Raw genomic sequence first — 12,521 nt, forward strand, 5'->3', positions numbered from 1 at the left:
AAACAAACAGGTTTTGCTACGACTTTCTACAGATGTAGATATATTTGTTATAATACTTAACGGTTATTAAAATGGAATACGACCTGATCCTCCAAAAAGTGCAAGCCTATGTTTCAGACTTTATAAAGCAACATAAAATTGCCGAGCTATGCTTTCATAATGATTCACATACTTCAGAAGTGGTCAATGCGACTACTGAGATCGCCCATCACTATGCGCTTAATAAAGAAGATCTGTTTATTGTCTTATGCGCTGCTTATTTCCATGACCTGGGCTATTTCCATGGCGGAGCCAAGCAACATGAAGGAAGGGGAGCGCAACTCGCCCGGACATTTCTTGAAGAACAAGGTATAGATAAGCATATTCAGGATCAGGTAGTAGGTTGCATTATGGCTACCCGGATGCCGCAGCAACCCACTAATTTATTAGAGCAGATATTATGTGATGCAGATCTGTTTCATTTAGGAGGGGAGAATTTCGAGACCCGCAATAAACTTATGCGTAAAGAAGCAGAAACAGTGGGAGGGAAGAAGATCGGTAAAGAGGAATGGAGAAAGCAAACAATCGCACTTATGCAGCAGCATCACTATCATACAGATTATGCAAAAGAAAAACTGAATAAGAAAAAAGAGAAAAATCTGAAAACCTTAATGGATAAAGAGAACAAGGAGGGGAAGGAGCTGATGGAGGATACTTACTCTAAAAAGAATGAGGAACGGCAAAAGAAACCCGAGCGCGGGATAGAAACTATGTTTCGGATTACCTCATCCAACAATCAGCGTTTAAGTGATATGGCCGATAATAAAGCGAATATTCTATTAACGGTTAATTCGATTATTCTCTCTATGGTCATAGCGGTACTGTTGAGAAAGCTGGATAGCAACGAGCATCTGGTTATTCCTACTATTATGCTATTATCTTTCAGTGTATCCACAATGGTAGTCGCGATATTGTCCACTATTCCGAAGGTGCCACCGGGAGTATTCACACAGGAAGAGATTAATAAAAAAACAGTAAACCTCTTGTTTTTCGGCAATTTTTATAAAATGAAACTGGAGGAATATAAGGAAGGAATGAACAGGGTGATGGATGACAGCGAGTTCCTGTATGGGATGCTGACAAAGGATGTGTATGCACAGGGAGTTGTTTTAGGAAGAAAATACAAACTACTGCGTATTGCATATGCTATATTTATGCTTGGTTTGATTCTTTCTTCTATATCCTTTTTGATTTCCGTAAGTATATAATCATTCTTTTAAAATGACGCCTATGAATCGCTCCGTCTTCATATTATCCCTGGCTCTATCTTTAAGTTCATATGCTTTTCAGGCCTGCTCTCAGAAAGCCAACAATACGAAAACAAAAGATACAGCATCTGCCCCATCAACGGCCGCTACAACTCTTCCTTACCAACTTGATCAGGGAGCGCTAACGGAATTGCCAGAAGAATTGCAGGAAATTTCGGGAATTACTTTCTTACCTGATAATAAAGAATGGATTTATGCCATTCAGGATGAAAAGGGTTTATTGTACTCTTATAATCTTATAAACAAACAGCTCTCTTCTGTCCCTTTCGAAAAAGATGGTGATTATGAAGATTTAGCGGTCAGCAACAGTCATTTTATTATTCTAAAGAGTAATGGTACGTTATATACTTTTCCCATTACTGAGAAAAACAATATACAGCAGGTCAAAACCTTCAAGGACCTATTACCAAAGGGAGAATATGAAGGTCTGGCCACTGACCCTGCCCGTGGGTTGGTGTTTGCGCTGTGCAAATCCTGTTCCGCAGACAAAAAGAAAGCGCAGACTTCCGGTTATATCTTCAAAATAAATGAACGCGGAGATTTGGAAGCGAACGGAGGATTCACGTTGAATATTGAGCAGTTAAAACAAGTTGACCATAGTTTCTCTAACACCTTCAAACCTTCTGCTCTGACAAAACGTGTGTCAACAAATGAATGGTATATTCTTTCATCAGTAGATAAAGTGTTGGTCATCACAGATGACAAATGGAATGTAAAGTCTGTTTCTCCCTTAAGCCGCAAACAGCATGCACAGCCGGAAGGGATTGCTTTTGATGCCGATGACAACCTGTATATCAGCAATGAGGCCGGCAATAAAGATAAAGCGATATTATATAAATTTGAACTGCTTAAATAATGAAATTTCAATCGCTTTTTTTGTTTCTTCTGCTGGCCGGTCCGGCCTTTGCTCAAAACGGACAGATCCGCAGCCGTTTGATTCTGATCGGGGATGCGGGAGAAATCAATCCGCAGCAAACTGCTTTGATTACTAAAGCAGCAGAACTTATTATTCCGGGCAAAACGACAACCCTCTATCTGGGAGATAATATATATCCTACTGGTATGGCTTTACCCGGAAATCCAAAAGAAAAAGTAACCAAGGAAATTTTATCCTCCCAATTTTCACCCCTAAGACAGGCCGGCAGTCCTGTTTACTTTATTCCCGGAAATCACGATTGGGATAATATGGGTAAAGAAGGACTTGCAAAAATAAGGGCGCAGTGGAACTTTATAGCGGATCAACAGGATTCCTTATTAAAAGTCCTTCCTGCCAACGGATGTCCGGGACCGGTAGAGATTCCGGTCTCTGAAGATCTGGTTATTATCGCTTATGACAGTGAATATTGGTTATTTCCACACAAGAAATCAACAGCAGACATCGATTGCGAATGTGATTCTAAAACTGTTTTTCTGCAACAGCTTGATGAACTGTTATATGAAAACCGTTATAAAACCATTATAGTTGCCTCTCATCACCCCATGCGGACTTACGGACCACATGGCGGATATTTTTCAGTAAAACAACACCTCTTTCCTCTTACAGAAGGCTGGAAAAATCTTTACATTCCGCTACCTGTTGTCGGCTCACTCTATCCGCTCCTTCGTTCCACAGTATTCCAAAGCCCGGAGGATAAGCCGCATCCTGAATACACAGACCTTATTACAGAAGTGACTTCTGTATTCAAACAGTTTCCTAATACTATTTATGTTTCCGGACATGATCACGGGCTCCAACTCATTCAGGATAAAAACATTACACAGGTTGTCAGCGGAGCCGGATCACGTGCATCACATATTCACAAAGGAAAACACCTTTTGTACAAAGGAGAAAAAGAAGGCTTTGTAATTCTGGATCAACTCGAAGACAGAAATATAAAAATGACATATTATGTCTATGATAAAGATGAGGTAAAAGAATCATACACATATACCAAGCCTTATAAGGATATAAATATTATAGTAGACTCTTTACACAACAGGACTGCCGGCCGGGATAGTGTCACTGTACGGGTCAATCCGAAATATGATGAGGCGAATACCCTTCAACGCTTCTTCCTGGGTGAAAACTACCGAAAAGAATGGGCCGCCGAAACCAAACTACCTGTATTACGCATGTCGGAACTACATGGCGGGTTAAAACCTACGAAAAGAGGCGGAGGAATGCAATCTATATCCCTGCGTCTGGAAGATGCACAGGGCAAAGAGTGGGCTCTTCGCTCTGTAAACAAACGGACAGAATCTCTTATTCCGGAAGAACTGCATCACACTTTTGTACAAAATGTTCTGGATGATGCAAACAGTGCCCAACATCCCTATTCCGCATTAATGATACCTCCTCTGGCAAAAGCAATAGATGTGCCCGTAGCCAATCCTGTTATCGGAGTAGTCGCTCCGGATACCGCTTTGGGCGCTTATAATCTTTTATTTGCAAATGAAGTGGCCTTGCTCGAAGAGCGGGAGCCTTTGGGCAACTCTGACAACAGCATCAAAATGATGCAAAAGCTGCAAAATGACAATGACAATAAATTTAAGGCTAAAACATTTCTAAGAGCAAGAATGCTGGATGTCCTGATCAATGACTGGGACAGACATGAAGATCAGTGGAGGTGGTATGATGTAAATAAAGGCAAAAAAGATAAAGACCGCGACTATGTTTCCGTTCCCCGGGATCGTGACCAGGCATTGCGTGTCACTCAGGGATTTATTACATCCAACATCTATCAGCCTTTTATTATGCCCACTATGCAGGGATTTGGTCCCAAAATTCCCAGAATTCAATATTCAATGATCAAATCCCGTTTTCTCAATGCGCATCCTCAGGCACAATTGTCTTATGAAGAATGGATGAAGGAAGCACATAAATTTTCGGATCAACTTACAGATGAGGTATTGACAGAGAGTGTCAGCAAGTTGCCCCAGTCCTCTATCACTATCCGTGGGGAAGCGATATTGCATGACCTGAAATCCCGCAGAGATGCCATGCCCGCAGCTATGGATAAATACTACCGTTTTGTAAATAATATCGTTGACGTACATCTGAGTGATAAGAATGAAAAAGTACGGATTGAAGATGCTCCGGATAAAGCGTTAAGCATTAAAATAACCAAAATCAATAAAGAAGGTGAGGAGACTAAATTGCTAATGGACAAAATATTCTCACCGGACATGACCAAAGAAGTAAGAATATATTTAGGTAAAGGTGCAGATTCCGTTTTTGTCAATACTTCCGACACAGATATAGGACTCCGGATTATAGGCAGCTATGATAGCAAAGCATACGAGATACAACATTCCAACAAAACAATCAGACTATATGATAACAGTGCTTCTTCACATTTCTCCGGTGATATTAACCGTCTGCATGTGAAAAGCAGTAAAGATTCTGCTAATGTAGATTTTGTTCCCGTAAATTTATATAACACCTGGCTTCCTTTATTGACTGCAGGATATAATGCTGATGACGGAGTATTTTTGGGAGCAGGATTTAAATACACACAGCAGCGAGGTTTTCGCAAAACTCCGTTTTCCAACACCCAGGAATTCGGAATAGGAGGGGCGATCCGCACCGGAGCTTACCGTATCAAATATCGTGGTCAATGGAAAGAAGTATTTGGCAAAGCAGATCTGGTAGTCGAAGCGAATGCCAAAGCTCCGGACAATAGTCAGAATTTTTTCGGGATGGGTAATGACTCTGAATTTCATGAAGACACCTATGGCAGCAGGTATTACAGAGCCCGTTTTAATCTTTTTGATGTAAATTCACATTTACTCTGGAATCCCAGCCCTACTATTACCTACAGCATTGGTCCTTCTTTTCAGGCTTATCATATGAATCCGGAAGAAAACAAAGACCGGTTTATTCTGACATCCAACGCTCTTCACTCTTACGACAGTCTTACCGTCTCCAAAGACAAGACTTTTATAGGGCTTGCAGCGCATTTTATGAAGGACAATCGCAACAATCACTTAAATCCAACAGAAGGAGGGTATTTTTCTACCTCTCTCTCCGGATATACAGGTCTGAATAAATATTCCAGATCCTATGCACAGCTGACTGCTGAGATGGGGGTATACAAAAGTTTTTTACAGAAAGCTATTGTACTTGCCAACAGAACCGGTGCGGGATCCAATGTGGGGAAACCTGCCTTTTATCAGTCCCTGTTCCTGGGAGGACAGGGTAATCTCAGAGGATATCGCCAATACCGGTTTGCCGGAGACCAGTATTTTTATAATAATCTTGAAGCACGGATACGCGTACATCATATTAACAGTTATATTGCTCCCGGTGAAATTGGAGTTCTGGGTCTTTATGATATTGGTAAGGTCTGGTCTGAAAACACTACAGATTCTTCTATGCATCAGGGCATTGGTGGTGGTGCTTATTACATTTTGGCTAAGATGCTGGCTTTGCAGTTTGTCATGGCCCACTCCACAGAAGGCTGGTATCCCTATTTTTCAATGGGTTTCCGTTTCTAAATATTAATGAGAGATTATGCAATCGTATTTAAAAGATATACACAGGAAAGAAGCCGGCTACTGGCCGGTTCTTAAAGAAGAACTCTCCTGCGACCCTTTTTTCAATTATCTGGATAATATCGTCCAAAACTCTGATCCGCACAAACGTATTCTTCCTGAATTTGCTTTAAAAAGAATCAGAGAAGTTGAGCACAAAAACGGCAAGCTGGCGTTGGATAATATGACCGCATATGATGAGGTTTTTCATCTGATTTACAACCTGACCGTATCCCTGATGGCTAACAATCAGGATACTCTTTGGGGAATCGGACTTCCGGTCAGCAAAACGGTCGCTTATGGCACGGATGCACTTTACTCCTTCCTGGACAAAAATCTGGAAGAGGAAGATATGTCCGAAACTGCTTTTATTGTCCCGGAGATAGATCCCCAGATCCGCCATCTGTATGCATTGGTCTTACAGCGATTCTACGGATTTCCGAATACCGAAAAAGATAAGATTCTGTACACATTAAAGAGTGAAGACGGAACTGTACACAGCTATTATGATCTGATTACAGATTACACTTTTGTAGATATTCAGGTGCAAGGCGACCTGCCTCCCATAGACTACACACAGTTAAAAGAACAGCGAAATCCAGCAAACACGGACTGGTCTCAGCTCAGCAAGGTGCTTGATATTACTAAATTTGAGTTTTCAGGATTCACGCTTTTGACTTTTCAGAATGTCACTGAAGAACGCGTTACACAGCATATCAAGTCTATGATGACCAACTTGTCTCTTTACGAGACAAATCATTATTTTCAAAAGCTTGATCAGTTTATTAAAATACTTCTTGGTGTTTCTGAAGTACAATTCAGTCTTTTCCCTCTTTTCCATCTTAATGGCTCACCTGTGGTCAATTCAGACTTTACACATAAAAGTGTATTGTTCGGGCAGCTACAGAATATCTTCAGGGAGGAGAGTCCTAATTTTATCTACGAATATCTGCATTCTCCCTTTTCCATTGTCTATAATCTCGTGGATGGTATGATCGATTCGGAGTCTATGCTGACCAATGCACTTCAGCAGATAGGGATAACTTCGTATTTAGGACTGCCGCTATATTATAACAATACGCTCTCTGGTGTATTGGAGATCTATTCTACCAATGGAAAAATGCTGGATAAAAGCATCCTGCCAAGACTTCGTCATATAGCGACACTGCTTTCTCAGTTGTCTTTTGATCTCTCTCTGGAATTTAAAAACAGGCTTGACAAAGTCATTACAGAACAGTTTACTGCTTTACAACCGGCAGTACAATGGAAATTTAATCAGGTTGCAGCTAAATACCTTGGAGACCTTGCGGCAAATGTCCCGAATTCAAAAATACAAGACATTTATTTCAGAGATGTATATCCGCTCTATGGTGCAATAGATGTCAGAGATTCTTCTGTTCTGAGAAGTAAGGCCGTACAGCGCGATTTTAATCTGCAACATCAGCAACTGGAAGAACTGCTTCTAAAGATTCAGGATATAGATGATTCGCCGGCAGTCCGTGCATTTATAGATAAAATGCAACAATCCGGAAAGCTATTTTCTACGCTACCCTTTGATGAGGCACTGCTTAAGATTGTAGAGTTTTTCAGAAAAGACCTTAATCAGTTTTTTGAGGAGGTGAGGCATCATAATGCCGGAACAAATGCACTTATCACATCTTACGAAAATCAGATAAGTTGTAACGAGATACACAACGATTGTTTTCAGAATGAATTTGAGATTTCCTTGCAACAGCTTAATGCTGTTATCAGTCAGGAACTCGATGTTCTTAATGCCTTTGTACAGGGCAACTATCCTTCTTACTTTGAAAAGTTCAGAACGGATGGCATAGAGTACGATATCTTTGTCGGTGAATCCATTACCCCATTACAGCCATTTGACTCCAGAATTATCCGGATATTTCGTCTTCAGCAACTTATCACCATGGCTAGAATCGGTATTTTAGTGCATCATATGCAGCCTGAATTAAAAATACCATTACAGACCACACAGCTGATTTTTGTCAATCCTACCAATATTGACATCAGCTTCCGCAGTGATGAGAGAAGATTTGATGTAGAAGGATCTTATAACATCAGGTACCAGATCATTAAAAAACGAATAGATAAAATACGGATCAGACATTCGCTCGAGCGCCTTACACAACCGGATAAAATTGCAATCGTATATTTTTCTCAGGAAATGGCCTCAGAATTGCGTGAAAGCATACAATCTTTACAGGCGACCCATCTACTGCTGCCAGGTATTGAGGAATTAGATTTGGAGGAAGTGCAGGGAGTGGAAGGTCTGAGAGCAATACGAGTAGGTATAAATCTGGATAGTCCTGTTAAAAAATAAACGTTCTTCCTTACATAGCTACGCAAATTTATTTATAATTGAATTCAAATTATTCAGATGACAGACGCCAACTACATATATTACAGTGACCTGGTCGGAACGATGTTTTTTGCTATATCCGGAGCAATGGCAGCCAACAGAAAAAACATCGATATGTTTGGTGCTACTTTTCTGGGATTTGTTACCGCTATCGGAGGGGGATCACTCCGGGATATTTTTCTCAACCTGCGTCCTGTATGGGTCAATGACGGAAACTACCTTGTAGCCATTCTGATCGGTGTCAGCATCGCACTCCTTGCAAATGAGCGCCTTGACAAATACGCACGTACACTTTCTTTATTTGATGCTATAGGTATCGGTTTTTTCACCATTGTAGGTGTACAAAAATCTCTGATCTATGACAGCAGTACCATTGCGGCAGTTGTATTTGGTATGTTTACCGCAGTTTTGGGGGGAGTTATACGAGATACGCTGATGAACGAGACCCCACTTATATTCCGAAAAGAGATCTATGCTACGGCCTGTCTTGCGGGAGCTATTACTTTTATCCTGCTGCGCAACACAGGGCTCAATAATTCGTGGTGTGCATTTATCGGTGCTGCAGTTGTATTTATTGTCCGTATTGTTTCTATCAAATACCGGCTTTTTCTTCCTGCAGTGGGCGAATACAAAAAACGTTAAGGAATAAATCCTTAACGTTTTTTCTTTTCAAACGGAAATTTCATTTTATATCCGACTCTGATTAGTCCTTTAGATATTGCATCCAGTTTTCCTTTAAGCATCGCCTTTTTCAACGGCCCCAGTTTATCTGTAAAAAGTTTCGCTTCCAGATGATCATATTCGTGCTGAACAATACGTGCAGCCAGACCAGAAAGTTCGATTTCATGCTCTTCAAAATTTTCATCCAGATAATTAATGACCACATTAGAAGGGCGAAATACCTCTTCATTGATATCCGGAATACTCAGGCAACCTTCATTAAATCCCCATTTCTCTCCTGTTTCCTCCACGATAATCGGGTTAATAAAGACCTTTTTGAAATCTTTCAATGACTTATCTTCATCATCGTCCTCTGCAAACGGAGATGCATCTATCACAAATACCCTGATCGGCAAACCGATCTGAGGTGCTGCCAGACCGACTCCATGAGCTGCATACATGGTATCATACATATTGGCGATCAGTTCTTTGATCTCCGGGTAATCTTCATCTATCTCTTGTGTCTTTTTTCTCAAGACCGGATCTCCGTACGCAACGATTGGCAGTTTCATCTTATTAAATTTTGTGGGTACAAAGTTACCAATATTTTTTATGACCCAAATATCAGGAAGCTTTTATTTAATCCGATTGTATCCTTTACTTTTGTACTTTGATCCAAAGTACATATGTCCGACGCAGAGCAGATTAAATACTTCATGCAACAACTTGCTATCTCAACAGGAAAGGAACTCCGTTTAGAGAACTGTAAGACCGACATATCTCTTATTACCGGGCCGGACTTCAGTTATCAGATTTACATCTACCTGGCCGGAGCAACAGAACGAATTAAAGAGCCGGCACATCCCACCCATAATATTCATCTGGATATAGATCAGCTGGCGAGAGATGAGCAAAAGATCATCGACCGTATCCGGACGCTGGCCGGACAGGGGAAGCGCATTTATGCACGCAATACCGTAGCAGCTCGTATAGATAAACGGATTTCAATGGCTTTTCAGGAAGAATTTCACCTGCAGGATGCAATGCCCGGAAAATACCGATATGGTTTATTCGCTGACGGAGAACTGATTTCTATAGCTGTTTTTTCGGGCGGTCGCCGCATGCATGACAAACCTGAAGGCTATCGCTCCTTTGAACTGATACGGTTCTGCCACAAGCAACCCTATATTGTAATCGGAGGTATCAGCAAGCTGATCCGTGCTTTTCAACAGGATTTTAATCCCGGGGATATTATGACCTACACAGATCTGGATTGGGCTCAGGAATCAAGTCTCGAACGTATCGGTTTTGAAAAGCGCTATACCATTCCGGCACAAAAATATTGGATAGCAGACCAGAAAAGGTATTTTCTCTCCGAAAATATGGAAGATACTATCATCCGTACTTACCCAACAGGCTATCTCAAGTATAATAGTGGAAGTGCCAAATTGGTACTAACATTATGAAAGAAGCCCTGTATTGTGTATATTTAACACTATAAACTTAAGTTTTAAAACGCTAAAAGAGATGAAACGTAAACTACGCATGGGCATGGTGGGCGGAGGCAAAGATGCCTTTATTGGTGCTGTTCACCGCATAGCCGCATTTATGGACGGAAAGATAGAATTGGTTTGTGGAGCCTTTAGTATTGATCCGCAGATTTCCAGAGAATCCGGAGAGCAACTATTTGTTTCCCCAGACCGCATTTATGAAAATTATGAAGAAATGATTGCCAAAGAAGCCGCTTTACCGGAAGGTGAGCGTATGGATTTTGTCACCATTGTTACTCCTAATTTTTTACACTTCGGTCCGGCAAAGCTAGCTTTGGAAAATGGATTTGATGTGGTAGTGGAAAAACCGATGACTGTTTCTCTGGAAGAAGCGCAGGAACTAAAATCTATTGTAGAAAGTACAGGCAGAACATTATGCCTTACGCATACGTATTCCGGCTATCCGATGGTCAAACAGGCCAAAGCGATGGTGAGAGAAGGACATTTCGGTAAAATCCGGAAGATTGTGGTAGAATATCCTCAGGGATGGCTGAGCCGTCTTTCTGAACGGGAAGGGAATGCCGGAGCAGCCTGGCGTGCAGATCCGAAGCGTTCTGGCAAATCATTGGTCATGGGGGATATCGGGACACATGCTGCACATCTGGCAGAATACGTTTCGGGATTGAAGATCACCGAACTGTGTGCTGACCTGACCACTTTCGTTGAAGGCCGCTTACTGGATGATGATGGATCCGTATTACTGCGATTTGAAGACGGCGCTAAAGGCGTTCTGATGGCTTCTCAAATATCGGCAGGAGAGGAGAATGCGGTACGTATCCGTATTTACGGAGAAAAGGGAGGACTGGAGTGGGCAAATGAAGATCCGAACAACCTTATTATAAAAATGCTGGATCAGCCACGTCAGCTTTACCGCACAGGTAATGCATATGCTGCTCCTTATACATTAAGTTCATTTGCGACGCACAATACCCGTATTCCGGCAGGTCACCCGGAAGGATTACTGGAATCCTTTGCAAACATATACCGCAATTTTGCGCTGACAGTATCCGCGAAGCGTGAAGGCCTCACTCCGTCTGCTGAATCTTTGGATTTTCCAAATGTACAGGATGGTGTAAGAGGTATGGCTTTTATTGAGACTGTCGTTCAGAATAATGAAGGTAACGAAAAATGGACTAAATTTGTCGTGTGATAAACCGACAAGATTCCTTACATTTTTCATCGGAGCAATCTGATGTTCCGATGAAAAATGTAATTATTATACTTGGCCCTACAGCCTCCGGCAAAACGGCTTTGGCCGTTGCATTGGCTAAAAAAATAAATGGTGCTATTATCAGCGCAGATTCCCGTCAGGTATACAGACAGATGGATATCGGCACGGGTAAGGACCTGAAAGAATACGAAGATATTCCCTATTATCTGATTGATATATGCGAGCCCGGAGAAAAATATAATCTCTCTGATTTTCAGCATGATTTTCAAAAAGCTTATTTTGATATTGTCAAAAGTGGAAAGCAGCCTATACTTTGTGGGGGCACAGGTTTGTATATTCAATCTGTCATTCAGGAAAAACCATACAGCCATGTCCCTGTTAACCCCGAATTACGGGAAGAATTGGAGATCTTATCCCGGGAAGAATTACAAATCCGGTTAGATCAGCAAACAATTCCTCCGGATCTCAAGATTGATAACAGCACCCGAAAACGCATGATCCGGGGATTAGAAATCCTGGCTGGCTTAGATAAATATGGGCGAACAGCTGAGCTTGTTCCCATCCCCTTTACTTACCAGGCATTTGGTATCGATCCTCCGGTAGAGATCCGGAGAACGAAAATATCTCAGCGACTGAAACAACGTATTGATCAGGGATTGGTAGAAGAGGTAGAACATCTCTTGTCACACGGTGTGACGCATGATGATCTGCAATATTATGGACTGGAGTATAAGTATATCTCCTATTATCTTTCAGGGGATCTGAACAGGGAAGCCTGCTTTACCAAATTAGAAACTGAGATACATCGCTATGCTAAAAGGCAGATGACTTACTTTCGCAAAATGGAAAAAGATAATGTACAGATTCACTGGCTGGAACAGGGCAGTACAGCGCAGATGTGCAGAGAAATACTAAACATAAAAAAGGGGTAGTGAACACTACCC

General features: G+C 41.5%; 9 protein-coding genes. 8 read left to right on the forward strand and 1 reads right to left on the reverse strand.

Translation table 11 applies throughout. The annotated features are described in order from the left end of the window. Positions 1-71: 71 nt before the first annotated feature. The 5 genes from I6J02_RS06585 to I6J02_RS06605 are packed head-to-tail and all read left to right on the forward strand — an operon-like array spanning position 72 to position 8,838. On the forward strand, positions 72-1,247 hold the full coding sequence (locus I6J02_RS06585; protein ID WP_201680974.1) for a Pycsar system effector family protein: 1,176 nt from the start codon (positions 72-74) through the stop codon (positions 1,245-1,247). A 22-nt stretch (positions 1,248-1,269) separates the two neighbouring features. Then, positions 1,270-2,163, forward strand: coding sequence for an SdiA-regulated domain-containing protein (locus I6J02_RS06590; RefSeq protein WP_236582330.1), 894 nt, complete (start codon positions 1,270-1,272; stop codon positions 2,161-2,163). Further along, positions 2,163-5,783, forward strand: a complete 3,621-nt coding sequence (locus tag I6J02_RS06595; protein ID WP_201680976.1) for a BamA/TamA family outer membrane protein — start codon at positions 2,163-2,165, stop codon at positions 5,781-5,783. The genes I6J02_RS06590 and I6J02_RS06595 overlap by 1 nt, the downstream gene beginning before the upstream one ends. Positions 5,784-5,799: 16 nt before the next feature. After that, positions 5,800-8,157 (forward strand): GAF domain-containing protein, encoded by a 2,358-nt coding sequence (locus I6J02_RS06600; protein ID WP_201680977.1) that lies wholly within the window; start codon positions 5,800-5,802, stop codon positions 8,155-8,157. Positions 8,158-8,214: 57 nt separating this feature from the next. Beyond that, the gene (locus tag I6J02_RS06605) at positions 8,215-8,838 is read left to right on the forward strand and encodes a trimeric intracellular cation channel family protein (protein WP_201680978.1); all 624 of its coding nucleotides are present in this window, start codon (positions 8,215-8,217) and stop codon (positions 8,836-8,838) included. An 11-nt stretch (positions 8,839-8,849) separates the two neighbouring features. Here the strand turns inward: I6J02_RS06605 and def are convergent, their stop codons facing one another. Further along, positions 8,850-9,428 carry a peptide deformylase gene (gene def / locus I6J02_RS06610; RefSeq protein ID WP_201680979.1) on the reverse strand — a complete coding sequence of 193 codons (579 nt, stop codon included), beginning with the start codon at positions 9,426-9,428 and terminating at the stop codon, positions 8,850-8,852. A gap of 114 nt (positions 9,429-9,542) precedes the next feature. On the opposite strand from def, the gene I6J02_RS06615 reads away from it, so the two are divergent. The 3 genes from I6J02_RS06615 (at position 9,543) to miaA (ending at position 12,509) form a co-directional block, all read left to right on the forward strand. Beyond that, positions 9,543-10,322, forward strand: coding sequence for a hypothetical protein (locus I6J02_RS06615; protein WP_201680980.1), 780 nt, complete (start codon positions 9,543-9,545; stop codon positions 10,320-10,322). Between the two features lie 61 nt (positions 10,323-10,383). Further along, positions 10,384-11,556, forward strand: coding sequence for a Gfo/Idh/MocA family protein (locus I6J02_RS06620; RefSeq protein ID WP_003009879.1), 1,173 nt, complete (start codon positions 10,384-10,386; stop codon positions 11,554-11,556). 50 nt (positions 11,557-11,606) lie between these two features. Continuing rightward, a complete protein-coding gene (miaA, locus tag I6J02_RS06625) occupies positions 11,607-12,509 on the forward strand; it encodes a tRNA (adenosine(37)-N6)-dimethylallyltransferase MiaA (protein WP_236582331.1) in 903 nt (300 codons plus the stop codon). Positions 12,510-12,521: the final 12 nt, after the last annotated feature.

The organism is Sphingobacterium spiritivorum (genome assembly GCF_016725325.1).
Lineage (GTDB): Bacteria > Bacteroidota > Bacteroidia > Sphingobacteriales > Sphingobacteriaceae > Sphingobacterium.

Bases quoted from the DNA above. Each gene is read 5' to 3' on its own strand.
- I6J02_RS06585 (WP_201680974.1), top strand. From the start codon at position 72: ATGGAATACGACCTGATCCTCCAAAAAGTGCAAGCCTATGTTTCAGAC.
- I6J02_RS06590 (WP_236582330.1), top strand. From the start codon at position 1,270: ATGAATCGCTCCGTCTTCATATTATCCCTGGCTCTATCTTTAAGTTCA.
- I6J02_RS06595 (WP_201680976.1), top strand. From the start codon at position 2,163: ATGAAATTTCAATCGCTTTTTTTGTTTCTTCTGCTGGCCGGTCCGGCC.
- I6J02_RS06600 (WP_201680977.1), top strand. From the start codon at position 5,800: ATGCAATCGTATTTAAAAGATATACACAGGAAAGAAGCCGGCTACTGG.
- I6J02_RS06605 (WP_201680978.1), top strand. From the start codon at position 8,215: ATGACAGACGCCAACTACATATATTACAGTGACCTGGTCGGAACGATG.
- def (WP_201680979.1), bottom strand. From the start codon at position 9,428: ATGAAACTGCCAATCGTTGCGTACGGAGATCCGGTCTTGAGAAAAAAG.
- I6J02_RS06615 (WP_201680980.1), top strand. From the start codon at position 9,543: ATGTCCGACGCAGAGCAGATTAAATACTTCATGCAACAACTTGCTATC.
- I6J02_RS06620 (WP_003009879.1), top strand. From the start codon at position 10,384: ATGAAACGTAAACTACGCATGGGCATGGTGGGCGGAGGCAAAGATGCC.
- miaA (WP_236582331.1), top strand. From the start codon at position 11,607: ATGAAAAATGTAATTATTATACTTGGCCCTACAGCCTCCGGCAAAACG.